Origin of the sequence: Corallococcus sp. Z5C101001, from assembly GCF_007352635.1 — a bacterium.
Classification (GTDB): Bacteria; Myxococcota; Myxococcia; order Myxococcales; family Myxococcaceae; genus Corallococcus; species Corallococcus silvisoli.
This window is the reverse complement of sequence record NZ_VKLU01000014.1, coordinates 117,861-135,946: the sequence shown is the minus strand read 5'-3', so window position 1 is coordinate 135,946 and position 18,086 is coordinate 117,861. Positions and strand designations below refer to the sequence as shown.

General features: G+C 71.2%; 13 protein-coding genes. 6 read left to right on the top strand and 7 right to left on the bottom strand.

What is annotated here, in order from left to right; translation table 11 throughout:
- Positions 1 to 96: 96 nt before the first annotated feature.
- Both recN and FOF48_RS28985 read right to left on the bottom strand, forming a co-directional pair.
- Positions 97 to 1,830 (bottom strand): DNA repair protein RecN, encoded by a 1,734-nt coding sequence (gene recN / locus FOF48_RS28990; RefSeq protein WP_143906837.1) that lies wholly within the window; start codon positions 1,828 to 1,830, stop codon positions 97 to 99.
- A gap of 157 nt (positions 1,831 to 1,987) precedes the next feature.
- Entirely contained in the window at positions 1,988 to 5,242 is a 3,255-nt protein-coding gene (locus FOF48_RS28985) for a DEAD/DEAH box helicase (protein WP_143907074.1), read from the bottom strand.
- 310 nt (positions 5,243 to 5,552) lie between these two features.
- Here FOF48_RS28985 and FOF48_RS28980 point away from each other — a divergent pair, with 310 nt between their 5' ends.
- The 5 genes from FOF48_RS28980 (at position 5,553) to FOF48_RS28960 (ending at position 9,892) form a co-directional block, all read left to right on the top strand.
- Entirely contained in the window at positions 5,553 to 6,089 is a 537-nt protein-coding gene (locus FOF48_RS28980) for an adenine phosphoribosyltransferase (RefSeq protein ID WP_143906835.1), read from the top strand.
- A gap of 113 nt (positions 6,090 to 6,202) precedes the next feature.
- On the top strand, positions 6,203 to 6,811 hold the full coding sequence (locus FOF48_RS28975) for a TetR/AcrR family transcriptional regulator (RefSeq protein WP_143906833.1): 609 nt from the start codon (positions 6,203 to 6,205) through the stop codon (positions 6,809 to 6,811).
- 85 nt (positions 6,812 to 6,896) lie between these two features.
- Positions 6,897 to 7,394: a pantetheine-phosphate adenylyltransferase gene (gene coaD / locus FOF48_RS28970; protein ID WP_143906831.1), complete on the top strand. Its 498-nt coding sequence runs from the start codon at positions 6,897 to 6,899 to the stop codon at positions 7,392 to 7,394.
- Complete coding sequence (locus tag FOF48_RS28965) at positions 7,391 to 8,137, top strand: MBL fold metallo-hydrolase (RefSeq protein WP_143906829.1); 747 nt, start codon at positions 7,391 to 7,393, stop codon at positions 8,135 to 8,137. Before coaD ends, FOF48_RS28965 begins: the two co-directional genes overlap by 4 nt.
- 162 nt (positions 8,138 to 8,299) lie before the next feature.
- Positions 8,300 to 9,892 (top strand): bifunctional UDP-sugar hydrolase/5'-nucleotidase, encoded by a 1,593-nt coding sequence (locus tag FOF48_RS28960; protein ID WP_143906827.1) that lies wholly within the window; start codon positions 8,300 to 8,302, stop codon positions 9,890 to 9,892.
- Positions 9,893 to 9,945: 53 nt separating this feature from the next.
- Here FOF48_RS28960 and FOF48_RS28955 read toward each other — a convergent pair whose 3' ends face one another.
- The 3 genes from FOF48_RS28955 to FOF48_RS28945 are packed head-to-tail and all read right to left on the bottom strand — an operon-like array spanning position 9,946 to position 13,473.
- Positions 9,946 to 10,725, bottom strand: coding sequence for a YdcF family protein (locus FOF48_RS28955; protein WP_143906825.1), 780 nt, complete (start codon positions 10,723 to 10,725; stop codon positions 9,946 to 9,948).
- Positions 10,726 to 10,739: 14 nt separating this feature from the next.
- Positions 10,740 to 12,575, bottom strand: a complete 1,836-nt coding sequence (locus tag FOF48_RS28950) for a serine/threonine-protein kinase (RefSeq protein ID WP_143906823.1) — start codon at positions 12,573 to 12,575, stop codon at positions 10,740 to 10,742.
- 52 nt (positions 12,576 to 12,627) lie between these two features.
- Positions 12,628 to 13,473 (bottom strand): NAD(+)/NADH kinase, encoded by an 846-nt coding sequence (locus tag FOF48_RS28945; protein ID WP_143906821.1) that lies wholly within the window; start codon positions 13,471 to 13,473, stop codon positions 12,628 to 12,630.
- A gap of 121 nt (positions 13,474 to 13,594) precedes the next feature.
- On the opposite strand from FOF48_RS28945, the gene FOF48_RS28940 reads away from it, so the two are divergent.
- On the top strand, positions 13,595 to 14,932 hold the full coding sequence (locus FOF48_RS28940) for a replication-associated recombination protein A (RefSeq protein WP_143906819.1): 1,338 nt from the start codon (positions 13,595 to 13,597) through the stop codon (positions 14,930 to 14,932).
- 28 nt (positions 14,933 to 14,960) lie between these two features.
- Here the strand turns inward: FOF48_RS28940 and FOF48_RS28935 are convergent, their stop codons facing one another.
- Both FOF48_RS28935 and FOF48_RS28930 read right to left on the bottom strand, forming a co-directional pair.
- Positions 14,961 to 16,436, bottom strand: coding sequence for a sigma-54 dependent transcriptional regulator (locus FOF48_RS28935; protein ID WP_143906817.1), 1,476 nt, complete (start codon positions 16,434 to 16,436; stop codon positions 14,961 to 14,963).
- Positions 16,433 to 18,013 carry an ATP-binding protein gene (locus FOF48_RS28930; RefSeq protein ID WP_143906815.1) on the bottom strand — a complete coding sequence of 527 codons (1,581 nt, stop codon included), beginning with the start codon at positions 18,011 to 18,013 and terminating at the stop codon, positions 16,433 to 16,435. Before FOF48_RS28930 ends, FOF48_RS28935 begins: the two co-directional genes overlap by 4 nt.
- Between the last annotated feature and the right edge of the window lie 73 nt (positions 18,014 to 18,086).

Here is an 18,086-nt window from a genome sequence, read left to right as displayed (position 1 = left end):
GCTATGTGAGCCCCAAGGAGGGGGCAAGGACGCGCACGAAAACTCGCAGTGCGTCATACCCCTCCCCCTGGGTCACCCCCACCTTCCGGCCCCGATTCAGGCCGTCCGGCGCAGCCGGCCCCGGGGGCTGGTGCCCTCCGGCCCCGACTCCCGGCGCGCCCGCGGGGAGCGGTGGGCCGAGCGCATCAGGGCCTCCGCCGCGCCCAGCGCCTCGCGCGTGACCTCCACGCCGGACATCATCCGCGCCAGCTCCTGGGTGCGCTCGGGGCCCGCCGCCAGAGGGAGAACCTGGGACACGGTGCGCTCCCCCTTCACGCTCTTGCGGATGAGCAGGTGCGCGTCCGCGTAGGCCGCCACCTGCGGAAGATGCGTGATGCACAGCACCTGCCGGTGGGAGCTGACCTCGCGAATCATCCGACCCACCACGTCCGCGATGGCGCCGCTCACGCCCGCGTCCGCTTCGTCCAGCACGTAACAGCCGCACGCGTCACTGTCCGCCAGTGCACGCTTGAGCGCGAGCAGCAGCCGGCTCGCCTCGCCGCCGGAGGCCACCTTCGCCAGGGGCCGCGCCGGTTCGCCCGGGTTCGCGCTGAAGAAGAACTCCACTTCGTCCAGGCCGTCCGGACGCAGCGCCTCTCCAGGCGTGACGCGCACCTCGAAGGCGGCCTTGCCCATGGCCAGCCCCCCCAGCCCGTCGCGCACCTGCTGGGAGAAGGCCCCGGCGCTCGCCTTGCGCGCGCGGGACAGCGCCTGCGCCGCCTTGCGCGCCCGCTCCTCCACCCGGCGGCGCTCCTGGTTCAGCTCCTCCAGGATTTCGCGCCGGTTCTCCAGCGTGCCCAGCTCCGTCTCCAGCTCGCCGCGCTTCTGGAGGACGCCGTCCAGCGTCACGCCGTGCTTGCGGCACAGCCGCTTGAGCGCGTCCAGCCGCTCCTCCACCTCGCCCAGCCGCCCGGGGTCGGACTCCAGCCCCTCCACGTAGCGGTTGAGCCGGCGCGCCGCCTCCTCCAGTTCGGACAGCGCCGTGCTGAGCGACTGCGCCACCGGCGCGAGCGTCGCGTCGCACTTGACGCCCTCGTGCACGAGCCCCAGCGCGCGCCCGACGATCTCCACCGCGGAGGGCGCCTCGCCCGCCACCAGCAGCTCCGCCTCCGCCCCCTGGCGCTTGAGCTTCTGCGCGCTGCCCAGCCGCCGACGCTCCGCGTCCAGCTTCACGTCCTCGCCGGACTCCGGCTCCAGGCGCGTGATTTCGTCCAGCTGGAAGCGCAGGAACTCCGCGCGCTCGCGCACCTTGGCGTCGTCACCGCCCAGGGCGTCCATGCGCGCGTCCACCTCCCGCAGGTTCGCCCACTCGCGGCCGTACGCGGCCAGCGCTTCGTCCAGGCCCCCGTACTTGTCGAGCAGCACCCGGTGCAGCCCGGAGTCGAAGAGGCTCACGTGCTCGTGCTGGCCGGCGATGTCCACCGCGCCCCGGGTGAGCTTCCCCAGCACGCCCAGCGTCACCAGCGCGCCGTTGACGTAGACCTTTCCGCGCCCGGTGCGCCCGAGCACGCGGCGCACGAGCACCTCTTCTCCCAGGTCCGGCAGGCCCAGTTCCTCCAGGCGCGCGCCGAGCACGGGCGTCCGGGCGAACACGCCCTCCACCGCCGCGTCCTCGCAGCCCGCGCGGATGACGTCCGCGTCCGCCCTGCCCCCGAGCAGCAGGCCCAGCGCGTCCACGAGAATGGACTTGCCGGCCCCTGTCTCACCCGTGAGGACGGTGAGGCCGGCGCCAAACGCCACCTCCACCTCCTCAATCACCGCAACGTTCGAAATCCGAAGACCCAGCAGCACGCGCGCCCTCCGCGGTCCGTACGACGGCCCCAACACCTGAACACCCTAGCAGGTCCTGATGACACTGCACAGGTGTTCGGGTCGTGCGCACGGCGGGAGAGCGGGTGGGAGGGCGGCGCCGTTGGGGCTACACCCCTTCCCACGCTCCTGGGTCGCATCAGATTTCGGTGAACAGCTCCTGGATGTCCTGTTCCGTGAGGTTGCGGCCCATGTCGTCCCCGTCCGTGCCGAGCACGCCGGCGGCCAGGTCGCGCTTGCGGCGCTGGAGGCTGAGGATCTTCTCCTCCACCGTGCCGCGCGTAATCAGCTTGTAGCTGATGACCGCGCGCGTCTGGCCGATGCGGTGCGTGCGGTCCGTGGCCTGGTCCTCCACGGCGGGGTTCCACCACGGGTCGAAGTGGATGACGTAGTCCGCGGCGGTGAGGTTCAAGCCGGTGCCGCCCGCCTTGAGGCTGATGAAGAACAGCGGCGGGCCGTCAGGGCGGTTGTACTCGTCCACCTTGCCCATGCGGTCCTTGGTGCGGCCGTCCAGGTAGAGGTAGCGCAGGCCCTTCTTGTCCGCCTCCTGCTTGAGCAGCTCCAGCATCTCCGTGAACTGGCTGAAGACGAGGGCGCGGTGGCCCTCCGCCACCAGGTCCTCCACCAGCTGCATGAAGCGCTCGAGCTTCGCGCTGGACGGCAGGAGCGTGCCGGGCGGCATCTTGAGCAGGCGCGGATCGCAGCACACCTGCCGCAGGCGCATCAGCGCGGCGAGGATGGACACGCGGCTCCTCTTGAAGCCCACCTTCTCGATGGACTCGTGCACCTTGCGGCGGCTCTCCTCCAGCACCTCGCGGTAGAGCGCGGCCTGGCCGGGCTCCATCTCGCACCACGCGACGCTCTCCGTCTTCGGCGGCAGGTCCTTGGCCACCTCCGTCTTGAGCCGGCGCATGATGAAGGGCTGGATGCGGCGGCGCAGCCGGTCCTTCGCGGTGGCGTCGTTGGCCACCTGGATGGGCTGCTCGTACCGGTCGCTGAAGCCCTCCGCGCTGCCCAGGAAGCCGGGCATCAGGAAGTCGAAGATGCTCCAGAGCTCCGACAGCCGGTTCTCCAGCGGCGTACCGGTGAGCGCGAGCCGCGTCTCGCTGGGCAGCGACTTGCAGGCCTGCGCGGTGGCGCTGTCCGCGTTCTTGATGTTCTGCGCCTCGTCCAGGATGACGTACCGGAAGCCCACCTGGGACAGCTGCTCCAGGTCGCGGCGCACCAGCGCGTAGGACGTCAGCACCAGGTCCATGCCCTTCAGGTCCTCGGCGCGCTCGCGGCGGTCCTGCCCGTGCCACACCATGGCCTTGAGGCCCGGGGTGAAGCGCTCCGCCTCGCGCTCCCAGTTGGCGAGCACGCTCGTGGGCGCGACCACCAGCGACGGCTTGCGCCCCTCGTCGTTGGCCACCTTCTGCATCAGGCTCAGCGACTGGATGGTCTTCCCCAAGCCCATGTCGTCCGCGAGGATGCCGGACAGCCCGTGGCGGCGGAGGAACCAGAGCCAGGACAGGCCCGCCTCCTGGTAGTGGCGCAGCGTGGCCTGGAGCCCCTCCGGCACGGCCACCTTGGGCACGCCCGCGGACTCGCGCAGGGCGAGCATGGCCTGACGGGCCTTGGCCTCCACTTCGGTGAACTCGCTCAGGTCCGCGAGCAGGTCCAGCGCCACCGCCTGGTGCAGGGGCAACCGGGTGCGGGTGCGGCCGGGCATGGCGCCCGCCTCCTCCAGGAGGTCCGCGACGCGCTTGAGCTCCTCGACGTCCGCCTCCGCGAAGGAGCCGTCCTTGAGGGGCACGAACTTGCGCCCCGAGTCCAGCCACATGCGCACGGCGCCCAGGTCCACGGCCTGGTCGTCGGTCACGAACTCCGCGTCCAGGTCGAACCACTGCACGCCGCTCATGCCCACGCGGATGCGCGGCTTGAGCTTCGGACGCAGCCGCACCTTGAGCGCCTGCACGCCGTAGCGCTCCCACTCCGCGGGCAGGCTCGCCAGGCCTCGCGCCCAGAACTCCAAGGCCACGTCACCCGTCGCGTCGAACGCCTGCGCGCCCGGGTCGAAGCGCAGCCCCTGGTCCAGGAGCAGCTTGCCCGCGGAGCGCTCCACCTCGTCTCGGCGGCGGTACAGCTTGCGGGCCTCCTCGCCCACGCCGCTCGCGTAGCCCAGGTGCGTCGCCGTGGGGGACACCGCCACGGTCGTCTGTCCGTAGCGCGCGGCCAGCTGCACCTTCACGCGCTCGGCGGCGCCCTCCAGGGTGAGCACGAAGCGCGGCTCCACCGACTCGTCGACTTCGATGTCGTCCGCCTTCAGCGACATGCGGAAGCGCGGCAGGTGCGCGGCGAAGAACGTCAGCACCCGGTCCAGCTGTCCGGCCGGGAAGGCCATGGACGGCTCCAGCAGCCACTTGCGCAACAGGCGCGGCGGGAAGTCCGGCTCCACCGGGTGGAGGTTCTGCGCCTGGATGACCCAGGTGCGCCGGCCCGCCAGCACGATGACGTCCTTGAGCGGGTAGCCCACGCCGTCCGGGAACAGCAGCTCGATCTGCGCGGTGGCGCCGTCCGGACGCGACTCCAGGTGGATCTGCGGCCGCACCGGCGCGTCCATGTAGACGAGCGGCGTGCCCCGGTAGATGACCCGGCGCTGGCGCAGCAGCTCCAGCACCTCGCACAGGTCCTCGTCGGACAGCACGATGCGCGAGTCGTAGCGGTGCTCATGGCGCGACAGCACCATGAAGATGCGCTCGTCCGCGGGCGCGATGCGGCTGCCCGCCTGGAGCAGCCGCTTCACGTGCACGGGGCCCTTGGTCTGCGCGTCCTGACGGCGCACATCCACGACCCAGTGGCGGCCGTTGGAGCCCCCCGTGCTCGTGTTGGCGGGGGTGAGCCGGTAGAGGAACTCGTAGTCTGGCAGCGACGACAGGCCCAGCCAGCTCTCCACCTTCGCGAGCGCGGGGAGGACGACGCCGTCCACCCCCGGCACTCCGCCGGGGAGCTCCGCCTCGTCGTCCATGGGCGCTTCCTCCACCACGTCAGGCGGCGGTGGCGGAGGGGCGACCTTCTGCGGCGGGGGCGGCGGCCGGAACCGGGCCGCGTAGATGAGTGCCACGGCGACCACGTGCTCGCAATGCGGGCCCATGGTGTTCCACACCGGGCAGGTGCAGGAGGAAACAACCTTCCCCTCTCCTGGGACCAGGGCGACGTCGTAGCGTTCCCCGGACGGTCCCGCGACCTGCGCGCGGATGCGTTCGGGTTCACGTGTCAGGCCGAAGACGCGGCGGCCCTCGGCCACCTCACGGCCTTTCTTGAACGTGGCGGGCTGGACCTCGGCCTTGAGGGCGCGAAGCCAGAGTCCGTCCTGGGGGGAGAGAGGGTCTCGGGTGTCAGCGGTGGTTTGCACGGCTTGCAAGGCCCCAGACTCCTTGGTCGGGGGGAACCGCCTCGCTTAACACAGCGACGGCTTCCCCGCGCGCGGGAAAAAATACGGCGTCGGCCAGCGGATGCGGTCCGCCAGCGCGAAGCTGTGAGATCATCAACGTCCGCCATGTCCTGGTCCCGTCCCAGCCCGCCCGTTCCGCGGCCGTCGCCCCTCCGGCCTCCCACCCGGGGGCCCGACGGGCCGGACGCCCTCCGGGACAGGTGCCCGGGGCACCGGGGCCCCCGCCAGCAGCGTCCGCCGCCCTGACCGCCGTCCCCCTTCCGGAGCCCCCATGTCCCTCGACCCCACGCTCGTCTCCGACCTCCAGGCCGTCCTGCGCGACGTGCCGGACTTCCCCAAGCCCGGCATCGTCTTCAAGGACATCACCCCCATGCTGGCCGACCCCCGCCTCTTCGGCCGCGTGGTCAACGCCATGTCCGCCCCCTTCCGGGGCCAGCACATCACCAAGGTCGTGGGCGTGGAGTCGCGAGGCTTCCTCCTGGGCGCCCCCATCGCGCTGGCCCTGGACGCCGGCTTCGTCCCCGCGCGCAAGCCCGGCAAGCTCCCCCACAAGCGCATCGTGGAGCGCTACTCGCTGGAGTACGGCGCGGACGGCGTGGAGATGCACGAGGACGCCATCCTCCAGAACGAGCGCGTCCTCGTGGTGGATGACGTGCTCGCCACGGGCGGCACCGCCGACGCCACGGGCCGGCTCATCGGACGGCTGGGCGGGCAGATTGTCGGCTACAGCTTCCTCATCACCCTCGACTTCCTCGAGGGCGCGAAGCGGCTGGGCCCGGACAAGGTCACCTCCCTCCTCACCTTCTAGGCCACCCTCCTCCCCAGGCACGCCGTCCCGGCCCCGGCGGCACGCGGGTCCGGTTGACGGCCGCGCCGGGCGTGTTTATAAGTTGGTCACACAACCTAGAAACAAATCGGACCATGCCTCGACCCTCCAACACCGAAGCGCGCCGGGAGCAGATTGTCGCCGGGCTGCTCAAGGCCATGGCCGAGCGCGGCTACGAGGGCGCGTCGGTGGCGGAGATCGCCCGCGCGGCCGGGCTGAGCGCGGGGCTGGTGCACTACCACTTCGAGGACAAGCAGGAGATCCTCCTGACCCTGGTGCGCTCGCTGGCGTCTCGCGCGCGGCAGCGCTTCGCCAGCCGGCTGTCGAAGCTTCCGGCGGACGACGCGCGCGGGCGGGTGGAGGCGTTCGTGGAGGCGTTCCTCGCCACCGGGCCGGACGCGGACGTGGCGGCGGTGGCGGGCTGGGTGACCATCAGCGCGGAGGCCATCCGGCAGCCGGAGGTCCGCGTCGCCTACGAGGAGGTCGTCCGCGCGGACCTGGAGCAGTTGGAGTCACTGGTCGCGGCGGTGGTGGGCAAGCGCCGCGCGCGTCCGCTGGCCGCGGGCCTCTTCGCCGCCATCCAGGGCTACTTCGTGCTCTCCGCGAGCGCGCCCGGGCTCGTGCCTCCGGGGTCCGCGGCGGGCACCGTGAAGCGCATGGCGGCGGGGCTCCTGGACGCGGCCAGCGCGAAGGACGACGAATGAGGCCCCCTTCCCCCCCGCCGCGCGGGGCCGGTCTGTCTTCTTCCCCCGGACCTTCAAGGGCCGGGAGGACTCGTGAGGTGTCGTGATGACCATCGCGATCTACGCAGGCAGCTTCGACCCCGTCACGGCGGGACACCTGTCGGTGGTGCGCCAGGCGGCCCGCCTCTTCAGCCACGTGGTGGTGGTGGTGGCCGTCAACCCGAACAAGCGCACGCTGCTCACGGCGGACGAGCGCATCGCGCTCATCCGTGAGGCCGTGGCGCGGCACCCCAACGTCACCGTCACGTTCACCGAAGGGCTCATCGTGGAGCTGGCGCGGGAGATTGGCGCGAGCGTGCTCCTGCGCGGGGTCCGCGGCGCCACGGATGCGCAGTTCGAGACGGAGCTGGCGCAGATGAACCGGGCGCTCGCGCCTGAACTGTCCACCCTCTTCCTCCCCGCGGAGGCGCACCTCGCCGAGGTGTCCAGCAGCGCGCTCAAGGAGCGCATCACGCGCGGCGAGGACGTGTCCGCCTACTGCCCTCCCGCCGTCGTCGCGAAGCTGCGCGAGCGGCTGTCCCCTTCCGTCCGGAGCCACCCATGAGCCTGTCCTTCATTCCCCTCGGCGTCGGTGATGCCTTCTCCGCGCTCCACTACTCGTCGTGCCTCGCGGTGGAGGCGGAGGACCAGGTGCTGCTCATCGACTGTCCGCACCCCATCCGCAAGATGATGCGCGAGGCCTCCGAGTCCTCCGGCGTGCCGCTGGACGTGGAGCGCGTCAGCGCCGTGGCCCTCACGCACCTGCACGCGGACCACGCTTCCGGGCTGGAGAGCCTGGCCTACTTCTCGTTCTTCGTGCTGCAGCGGAAGATGGAGCTGCTCGCGCACCCGAGCATCACCCGGCGCCTCTGGGAGGGCCACCTGGCCGCGGGCATGGAGTGCCTCATCGAGGAGCACGGCGCGGGGCCCAGCGACAAGCACTTCGAGGACTACTTCACGCACACGCCGCTGCACCTGGAGCGCGCGGTGCGCCACGGCCCGTTCGAGATCGAGTGCCGCTTCACCTACCACCACGTGCCCACCACCGCGTTCCGCATCCGCGCCGGAGGCCGGTGCCTGGGCTACAGCGCGGACACCGCGTTCGACGAAGGCCTCATCGCGTGGCTGTCGGAAGCGGACCTCGTCATCCACGAGACGAACTACGGGGTGCACACGCCCTACGAGAAGCTCGCCGCCCTGCCGGAGGCCACGCGCGCGAAGATGCGCCTCATCCACTACCCGGACCTGTTCGACGCGAGCGGCAGCGTCATCGAACCGCTGGCGCAGGGGCGGCGCTACACCGTCTGAGGGAGGACCGCGCGGCTGGCCGGATGCCCTTCATCCTCCGGGAAGAAGGGCTGCGAGCTTGCGCGTTGCGCCATGTCCAGTCCGCTCGCCTTCATGCGCCGAGTGCGCTAGGCCGAGTGGGATTGGCGCTCCCCCGTCCCCCTGCCAGAGAACGACTTGCCGATGATGAAGAAGACCGTGAGCACCTGGGCGGTGCTGCTGCCGCTCGCGCTGGTGCTGGCCACCCGGGCCTCCGGGGCCGACTCGCCGACACCGCCCGCCGACACGGTCCGGCTCACGATCCTCCACCTCAATGACGTCTACCAGTTCCAGCCCACCGCCCAGAACCGGGGCGGGCTGTCGCGCGTGGCCACGCTGCGCCAGCAGGCGCTGAAGGAGTCGCCGCACGTCCTCACGCTGCTGGCGGGCGACACCCTCTCCCCGTCGGTGGAGTCGTCCGCGGAGGTGGCGGGCGAGGCGCTCAAGGGCAAGCAGATGATCGACGCGTGGAACGCGCTCGGCCTGGACTACTCCACGGTGGGCAACCACGAGTTCGACTTCGGGGACGACGTGCTGCGCGCGCGCATCCACCAGTCCCGCTTCCCGTGGCTGGGCGCCAACGTGCTGAGCAAGAAGTCGGGGCAGGTGTTCGACGGGCTCAAGGCGTGGGACCTGCGCGACGTCGGCGGCGTGAAGGTGGGCCTCTTCGGCGTGGTGCTGCCGGAGACGCAGAACTCGTCCAAGCCGGGCAAGGACACGCGCATCACGCCGTTCTGCGAGGCGGCGAAGCGCTCCGTGGACGAGCTGCGGGCCGCGGGCGCGCAGCTCGTGGTGGGGCTCACGCACCTCTCGGTGGAGCAGGACCGCGAGCTGGCCAAGTGCGTGCGCGTGGACCTCATCATCGGCGGGCACGACCACGACCGCGTGGAGGAGACGGTCGCGGGCACGCCCATCTTCAAGCTGGACGAGGACGCCATCGACCTGGGCCGGCTCACGCTGGACCTGGACGCGAAGACGGGCGCGGTGAAGAAGCTGGCGTGGAAGGTGATTCCCATCACCTCCAAGGTCCCCAACGACGCGGCGTTCGATGAGCAGATGAAGCCCTACGCGCCGCTGCTGGCCACGCTGGCGGAGGGGATTGGCCGCTCGCCCGTGGCGCTGGATGCGCGCAGCGCGCAGAACCGGCTGGGGGAGACGAACCTGGGCTCGTTCCTGGCGGATGCGTTCCGCGAGGCCACGGGCGCGGAGGTGGCGCTCGTCAACGGAGGCGCCGTCCGCGCGGACCGGGTGCTGCCCGCCGGGAGGATGACCCGGCGCGAGCTGTACTCGCTCATGCCCTACCGCAACGAGCTGGTCGTGCTGGATGTGAAGGGCGCCACGCTGCGCGCGGCGCTGGAGAATGGCGTCAGCCTGAACAGCGTGGATGGCAAGCCTCCGGGCCGCTTCCCGCAGGTGTCCGGCCTGCGCTTCACCTACGACCTGCGCAAGGCGCCGGGCGAGCGCGTGACGAAGGTGGAGGTGAAGGGACGGCCGTTGGACGACGCGGCGGTGTACCGGCTGGCCACGTTGAGCTTCGTGGCCGCGGGCAACGACGGCTACACGATGCTCAAGGACGTGCCCCTGCTCCCCATGAGCAAGGACATCCCCTCACCGTGGGACGTGCTCAGTCGAGCCTTCAGCACGGGCAAGCCCGCGCCCCGCGCGAAGCCCCAGGGGCGCATCGCGCTGGTGGGGGCGCCTCCGGGCGGAGTCCACGTGACGCCGTCCATGAAGTAGCGGGCCACGCGCCCGCGCCGATGCGCGGGCGGACCGCTTCGAGCCCCCCGTGCCTACCGCCAGGGCGTGGTCCAGCCACGCAGCCGGTACACGACCCTCCCCGCCAGCTCGCGCAGCATGTCCGTGCTCTGGCTGAGGCCTCCGGCCCGCGGCAACCAGCTCATGCTCCCCAGGGGCAGGGACGAGGAGCGGATGTCCACCGCGAGCGTGTCCGCCCGCAGCCCCACCGCCGCGTAGCAGCCGGCCGCGCGCGGCAGGTGCGCGGCGCTCGTCACCAGCAGGAGCGACTTCCAGCCGTGCTCGCGCACCAGCGGCGCCGACTCCAGCGCGTTCTCACGGGTGTTGCGGCTGCGCCCCTCCTTCACGATGCGCTCGGGCGCGATGCCCCAGTGCTCCAACTGCGCGGCCAGCACGTCCGCCTCCACCAGCGCCTCGGGCCTCGTGTCCAGGGTGCCGGCCGAGATCAGCACCTGCTTCGCGCGGCCGTCATGCAGCAGCTCGAACGTCCGCATCATCCGCTCCGGCGCGGCGTTGTACTCCGGCTGGCCTGAGCGCTCGGTGGCCGCCGCATCCAACCCGCCGCCCAGCAGGATGACCGCGTCGTACACGGTGTCCGGCCGCCAGGTGCTCACCGCGGCCGCCTCCGTCGCGCGCGTCAGCACCGCCACCGTGGGCTCGATGGAGAACGCATACAGCACGACCCCCGCCGCCACCTGACAGCCCACCGACAGGCGCTTCCACCGGCGCAGCAGCAGGCCCGCGACGCCCAGGAGCAGCCCCCAGGTGAGCGGCGAGAGCAGCAGATCCAAGAGCTTGGACAGGACGAGGAACATCGCCGCTCGCCGCGCTACCGGGCCGACCGGGAGTTGAGATACCGGCGCGCCTCGTCCGCCCCCGCGCCTCGCGGACGCAGGTCCAGATAGCGCTCGTAGCCCTCCCGGGCCATGGCGTCCCGGTCCGTCCGCGCCCCCACGCGCCCCAGGCCCAGGTGGCACTCCGCGGCCGTCGCCTTCAGCTCCAGGCAGCGCCAGAACTCCTCACCCGCCTGGGATGTCTTGCCGGCCACGAGCAGCTCCTGGCCCAGCGTGTACGCCGCGCCCGCCGCGGGGGACTGCGCCATCCAATCCATCGCGTCGCGGCTCTCCTTCCGGAGGCTCACCGGACTCCGCTTGCGCTCCGGCACGTCCGGCGGCGAGTCCTTCACCCGCGGCTCCACCACCGGCTCGGGCGGAGGCGGCGGGGGCGGCAGCCGCTCCAGCGCCACCTGCACCCGCTCGGGGACCGCCGCCTCCGACACGGAGGTCGTCCACGGCCGATACCCCACGAACCGCAACTCCAACTGATGGGACGCCTGCCCCGGGGCGACGCGGACGGTCATCGGCGTCATCCCGACCTGCGTGCCGTCCCAGTGCACCGCCGCGCCGGGCGGATTCGTCACCACCTGGAGCTTGTGCACCGACGGCGCGGACACCTGCGGCAGCACCGCCTGCCCCACGAAGAACAGCACCGCGACGGCGACGAGCGCCGGCCAGACCCAGCCGGGCACCACTCCGCTGGACTCCTCCGCGGCGGCCCCCACGAGCGCCCCGGGCACATGGTCTTCCGGAAACGCGGTCGCGTGCGCGCGGTGCACCGACGACGCCCGCGACGGCTCCTCCGGCCCCCCGCCCCCTCCCTCCCCCGTCCACACCGCGACCTGACGCAGGAAGGACTCCGGGATGCGCGGCGGCTGCCCCGCGAGCTTCAGCTCCTCCTCGAAGAGCCAGCCCATCAGGTGGCGCAGCGTGGACGCGGGAAACAGCGGCGCCCGGTACGCCAGCCACTCCGCCAGCGCGCGCTGGAAGTCCTCCGCGCTGAGGAAGCGATCCTCGCGCTTCAGCGCCAGCGCCCGCGACACCAGGGCCCCCAGGGACGGGTCCAGGTCTGGCGCGTACGTCTGCGCGGGCGTGAGGTGGCCCTTCGCGATGCGCTCCATCACCTCGCGCGTGTCCCCTTCCACGGGCCTGCGGCCGGTGAGCAGCTCGAAGAGCACCACGCCCGCCGTGTACACATCCGAGCGCGCGTCCACCGCCTCCGCCCGCGTCTGCTCCGGGGACAGGTAGAGGTACTTGCCGCGCACCACGCCGGCCTCCGTCTCCGGCCGCCCGGACAGCTGCGCCTTCGCGATGCCGAAGTCGGTGAGCTTCACCTCTCCCTCGTGGCTCACCAGGACGTTGTCCGGCGACACGTCGCGGTGCACCAGCCCCAGCGCGCGGCCCTGCTCGTCGCGGCGCGTGTGCGCGTGGTGCAGGCCCTTGCAGACCTCGATGAGCAGCTGCACCGCCAGCGGCGCCGGCAGGTGCGACAGGCCCTTCAGCTTCGAGCGCTTGAGCACCTTCGACAGGGGCTGCCCGTCCACCCACTCCATGGCCAGGAAGTACTCCCCTTCCTCCTGCCCGAAGTCGAAGACCTGGACGATGTTGCCGTGCGACAGCCCCATGGAGATGCGCGCTTCGTTGAGGAACATCTGCACGAAGGCGGGGTCCTGCGCGAACGGATCCCTCACGCGCTTGATGACCACGGACCGGGACACCCCCTGCGCCACGGTGAAGCGCGCGCGGTGCACCACGGCCATCCCGCCCGCGCCCAGGCGCTCCTGCAGCTCGTACTTCCCGAAGCGCGTCGTGGGCCCACCCGTCGTCACGAACTGGACGCTACCCCAGCGCTCGCCCCGGAGGGGAGCCCCACCCCGTCCGTCAGCGCTCTCCCCAGTGGAGCTTCTGACGGAGGATGGTGAAGTAGGCCACGCCGGGGTTGCGCACCAGGGCCACGCGGTTGGGCGAGCGCACCACCTCGATGCAGTCGCCGCCCTGCAGCGAGTGCCCCGTCTGTCCATCCAGCGTGAGGTACGTGTCCGCCGTCTCGCTCTTCAGCGTGACGCGAATCGTGCGGTCCGCCGGCACCACGATGGAGCGCTGGGTGAGCGCGTGCGAGCAGATGGGCGACAGGATGGTGCAGTCCACCGAGGGGTGCACGATGGGCCCGCCCGCGGACAGCGAGTACGCCGTGGAGCCGGTGGGCGTGGCCAGGATGACGCCGTCCGCCTTGTAGGTGGTGATGGGCACCCCGTCGATGGACGTCTCGTGGTCCGCGATGCGCGCGAGCGCGCCCTTGTTGATGACCACGTCGTTGAGGACCTCGTCCTCGATGAGGACCTTGCCCCCGCGCAGGAGCCGGCACGACAGCTTCATCCGCGAGTCCACGTGGAAGTTCCCCGCCAGCACGTCGTCCAGCCGGCTGAAGAGCTCCTCCACGGACACTTCCGTCATGAAGCCCAGGCTGCCCAGGTTCACGCCGATGATGGGCACGTCGCGGCCCCCCAACAGCCGCGCCGCGTAGATGAGGGTGCCGTCCCCGCCCAGCACCACCACCAGGTCCGCGCGCGACGCCAGCTCCCGGTCCTCCATGCGCGGCCAGTTCAGCGCGTGCGCCAGGGCGCGGTCCGCCAGGACGGTCAGGTCCGGGTGCCGTTCGTGGATCTCCGCCGCCAGGGCCACGGCCTGCGGGGTGTCTCGCTTCGCGACGATGGCCAGGGTCTTCACGCCCCCCAGGTTCTAGTCCAGCCCGCCAGCCAGCCCTCCAAGGAAAATGACGCACCTGCCCAGCCCCGGACATCACAAGGGGGCGCGACAGGGAGATTTGGACGCTAGGTTTGCGGACCCCATGGACCTCTTCGACCACGCCAGCCAGAAGGAACAGGCCGTCCTGGCGCCGCTCGCCGAGCGCATGCGCCCCACCTCGCTCAGCGAGTACCTGGGCCAGGAGCACCTCACCGGGGAGGGCCGCTTCCTGCGCCGCGCCCTGGAGAGCGACCAGGTGCCCAGCCTCATCCTCTGGGGCCCGCCTGGCACGGGCAAGACGACGCTCGCCCAGCTCGTCGCGCGCTCCACCGGGGCCGCCTTCGAGACCATGTCCGCGGTGCTCGCGGGCGTGAAGGACATCCGCGAGACGGTGGCCCGCGCGCAGGACCGCTGGAAGCTCCACCGCCAGCGCACGCTGCTCTTCATCGACGAAATCCACCGCTTCAACAAGTCGCAGCAGGACGCGCTGCTCCCCCACGTGGAGAAGGGCACCGTCACGCTGATTGGCGCCACCACGGAGAACCCCTCGTTCGAGGTGAACGCCGCGCTCCTCTCCCGCTGCCGCGTCATCACCCTGCGCGGGCTGGAGCAGGAGGAGCTCATCGCGGTGATGCGCCACGCGGTGGCGGACCCGCGCGGCCTGGGCGGCAAGGTGACGGTGGACGACGCGGCGCTGGAGTTCATCGCGGACGCGGCCGGTGGCGACGCGCGCAAGGCCCTCACCGCGCTGGAGGCCGCGGCGGCCTACGGCCGCACGGCGGTGGACCGCAAGGTGGCGGAGGAGGCGCTCCAGCAGAAGATGCTGCTCTACGACAAGGGCGGCGAGGAGCACTACAACGTCGTCAGCGCCTTCATCAAATCCATGCGCGGCAGCGACGTGGACGCGGCGCTGTACTGGATGACGCGGATGCTGGAGGCGGGCGAGGACCCCGTCTTCATCTTCCGCCGCATGGTCATCTTCGCGTCGGAGGACGTGGGCAACGCGGACCCCCGCGCGCTGGGCGTGGCGGTGGACGCGCTGCGGGCCTTCCAGCTGATGGGCCTGCCCGAAGGGACCCTGCCCCTCACGCAGGCCGTGACGTACCTGGCGCTCGCGCCCAAGTCGAACGCCGTCATCGCCGCGTACGCGGCCGTGCGCGAGGCGGTGACGAAGGAGGGCGCGCTGCCGGTGCCCATGCACCTGCGCAACGCGCCCACCCAGCTGATGAAGTCGCTGGGCTACGGCGGCGGGTACAAGTACCCGCACAACTTCGAGGGCAACTACGTCCCGGAGGACTACCTGCCCGAAGCGCTGCGCTCGCGCTGCTTCTACACCCCGACGCAGAACGGCTTCGAGGCGGAGCTGTCCGAGCGCTACGAAGCCATCCAGCAGCAGCTCGCCGCCCGGCGCGGCGAGCGCGAGCCCGGAGAGGACGGCTGAAGTCGCCGCCCCTCCCGGACAGGGCCCATCAAGACACGGCTTCCAGCGCGGGCACGGCCGCCCCGCTGTCCGCGTCCGGGCCCTTGGGCGAGCGCGGCTTCATGCTGCGGCCAGCGACCTCGTACTGCTTGAGCAGGCGGCGGAAGTTGGAGCGGTCCACGCCCGCCGCGCGCGCCGCGCTGGAGACGTTGTGGTTGTTCTTCTCCAAGAGCGCGGACAGGTAGCGGCGCTCGAAGGCGCGCATGGCCAGGCGCTTGGCCTGGGCATACGGCAGGTGCGCCAGGCTGAACACCTCCACCGCCGAGTCGGCCTGGGGCGCGGCCTGGAAGCCGGGCGGCAGGTCCTCCACGTCGATGGCGTCGTTGGCCGTGAGCACGACGGCGCGCTCGATGACGTTCTCCAGCTCGCGCACGTTGCCCGTCCACCGGTTGCAGGTGAGCGCCTCCATGGCGCGCGGGCTGATGCCGGTGACCTTCTTGTCCGCCTTGGAGGCGTAGACCTTGAGGAAGTGGTGCGCGAGCAGCGGCACGTCCTCCGGGCGGTCGCGCAGGGGCGGCAGGTCGATGGTGATGACGTTGAGGCGGTAGAACAGGTCCTCGCGGAACTTGCCCTGCTCCTTGGCGCGCGACAGGTCCACGTGCGTGGCGGCGATGACGCGCACGTCCACCTTCACGGGCTCGTTGGCGCCCACGCGCTTGACCTCGCCCTCCTGGAGGACGCGCAGCAGGCGCACCTGGGTGGCCGGGGGCACGTCGCCAATCTCGTCCAGGAAGATGGTGCCGCCGTCGGCCGCCTCGAAGAGGCCCTTCTTGTTGCCGGTGGCGCCGGTGAAGCTGCCCTTCACGTGGCCGAAGAGCTCGCTCTCCAGCAGCGTCTCCGTGAGCGCCGAACAGTTGACGGCGACGAAGGGCTTGTCCCGGCGCGCGCTGCGGTAGTGGATGGCGCGGGCGACCAGTTCCTTGCCCGTGCCGCTCTCACCCTGGATGAGCACCGTGGCGGTGGAGTGGCTGACGGTCTCCACCAGCTTGAACACGGCGCGCATCTGCGAGGACTGCCCGATGAGGTCCTCGAACTGGCTGCGCGCGGTGAGCGCCTCCTCCAGCGCGCGGGTGCGGTCCTTCAGCGCCTTGCGCTCGGCGGCCTTGGCCACCGTGAGGCTCACCTCGTCGATGTTCTCGAAGGGCTTGGTGAGGTAGTCGTACGCGCCCGCCTTCACCGCCTCCACCGCCGTCTCCACGGTGGCGAAGGCCGTCATCATGATGACCTCCACGTCCGGGCGGTCCGCCTTGATGGCGCGCAGGAGGTCCATGCCGGACAGGTGCGGCATCTTGATGTCCAGCACGACCACGTCGATGGACGGATCCTTCGCCGCCGCGAGCCCCTCCACCGCGTCGTCGATGGCCACGACCGGGTGCCCCTCCCGCTGGAGGATCTGGGTGACGGCCTTGAGGACGACGGAGTCGTCATCCACGACGAGGACCTTGGCGCGCTTGACTTGGTTCACGGCAACCTCTCGAGCTGCAGGGGAATGGGCAGGAAGACGGTGAAGCGGGAGCCCTGGCCGACGTGGGTGTCCACCTGGAAGGTGCCCCCGTGGTCCTGGACGATGCGATAGGCGATGGACAGGCCCAGGCCCGTGCCCTCGCCGGGAGGCTTGGTGGTGAAGGACGGCTCGAAGATGCGCGGCAGGTGGCGCTCCTCGATGCCCGTCCCGGTGTCCGTCACCGCGAAGAAGGTCCGGTCGCCCTCGCGCCCCGTCTCCAGGGACAGGCGCCCCTCGGCCTGGGGCAGCGACTGGAGGCCGTTCTGCAGCAGGTTGAGCACCACCTGCGCGAGCGTGCCGGGGTCGCCGTACACCTTGGGGAGGCCGTCCTTGAGGCCCAGCGTCAGCTCCACCTTGGGCATGGACTTGAGCTGCGCGCGGAAGAGCACCGCCGCGTCCTCCACGCACTTGGACACGTCGAAGAGGCGGCGGTCCTCCACGCGGCTGTGCCGGCTGAACTTCAGCAGGCTCTCCACGATGCGCTTGCAGCGCAGCGCGCTCTCTTCAATCAGCTTCAGCGACTCCAGGTCGCCGTCGCTGCGGCCCGCGTCGCGCGACATGAGCTGCGCGAAGGCCAGGATGCCGCCCAGCGGGTTGTTGATTTCGTGGGCCACGCCGCCCGCCAGCTGCCCCACCGCGGCCATCTTCTCCGTCTCGATGAGCCGGCGCGTCATCGCCTGCTCCTCGGTGACGTCGCGGTAGGTGCACACCGCGCGGTCGTCGCCGGAGAACGGATAGGCGGCCACCACGTAGCTGCGCCCGCCCTGCTGCACCTCGCCCCGCGCGCCCTTGCCGCTCTCCATCGCGGAGGGCAGCGGGCAGCCCGCGCACGGCGTGTCCCGGCCGAAGAGGTACTGGTGGCACGGGACGTCGGAGGGCACCTCTTCGATGGAGCGGCGGGCCACCTGCGCGTACGCGACGTTGGCCCGGCGCACCGCGAAGTCCCGCGCGCGCACCACCGCGAGCGGCGTCTCCATGCAGTCGAAGGACAGCTCCCATTCGCGCTTGGCCGCGGACAGCAGGCGCGTGCGCACCGCGACGCGCTCCTCCAGGTCCGCGTTGAGCTGCTTGAGCTCCGCGTTCTGCTCCTGGGTGACGCGGTAGAGCCGGTCGTTCTCCGTGTGGAGCGCGTACTGCTCGAAGGCGCTCTTCACCGTGAGCACCAGGTGGCTGTCGTTCCAGGGCTTGGAGATGAAGCGGAAGATCTCGGAGCGGTTGATGGCCTCTTCGATGGCCTGCTGATCCGCCTGCCCCGTCAGCATGATGCGCTGGGCCCGGGGCTCCTGGAGCTTCACCTGGGTGAGGAACTCCACCCCGTTCATCCCCGGCATGCGGAAGTCGGAGATGACGACCTCCGGGCGGAACCGCTCCAGCGCGCGCAGGCCCGTCTCCGCGTCCGTCGCCGTCTCGATGTCCCACTCACCACGTCGCAGCACCCGCCGGATGGACTTGAGGATGTTCTCCTCGTCGTCCACGAGCAGCAGCCGCCCTCGGGCGACCGGGTCCTGCGCCTGCGCTTGTGCCACCAGGGTTCCCATGGACTTTCCGGAGTCCGACATTTGCAATGGCCTTGCCAAACCGGAGATTTGGATAAACCCCGGGAATCACGCC

Excerpts from the sequence above, each read along its gene's own strand:
- FOF48_RS28980 (WP_143906835.1), top strand. The coding sequence starts at position 5,553 with ATGTCCCTCGACCCCACGCTCGTCTCCGACCTCCAGGCCGTCCTGCGC.
- FOF48_RS28975 (WP_143906833.1), top strand. The coding sequence starts at position 6,203 with ATGCCTCGACCCTCCAACACCGAAGCGCGCCGGGAGCAGATTGTCGCC.
- coaD (WP_143906831.1), top strand. The coding sequence starts at position 6,897 with ATGACCATCGCGATCTACGCAGGCAGCTTCGACCCCGTCACGGCGGGA.
- FOF48_RS28965 (WP_143906829.1), top strand. The coding sequence starts at position 7,391 with ATGAGCCTGTCCTTCATTCCCCTCGGCGTCGGTGATGCCTTCTCCGCG.
- FOF48_RS28960 (WP_143906827.1), top strand. The coding sequence starts at position 8,300 with ATGATGAAGAAGACCGTGAGCACCTGGGCGGTGCTGCTGCCGCTCGCG.
- FOF48_RS28955 (WP_143906825.1), bottom strand. The coding sequence starts at position 10,725 with ATGTTCCTCGTCCTGTCCAAGCTCTTGGATCTGCTGCTCTCGCCGCTC.
- FOF48_RS28940 (WP_143906819.1), top strand. The coding sequence starts at position 13,595 with ATGGACCTCTTCGACCACGCCAGCCAGAAGGAACAGGCCGTCCTGGCG.
- FOF48_RS28930 (WP_143906815.1), bottom strand. The coding sequence starts at position 18,013 with ATGGGAACCCTGGTGGCACAAGCGCAGGCGCAGGACCCGGTCGCCCGA.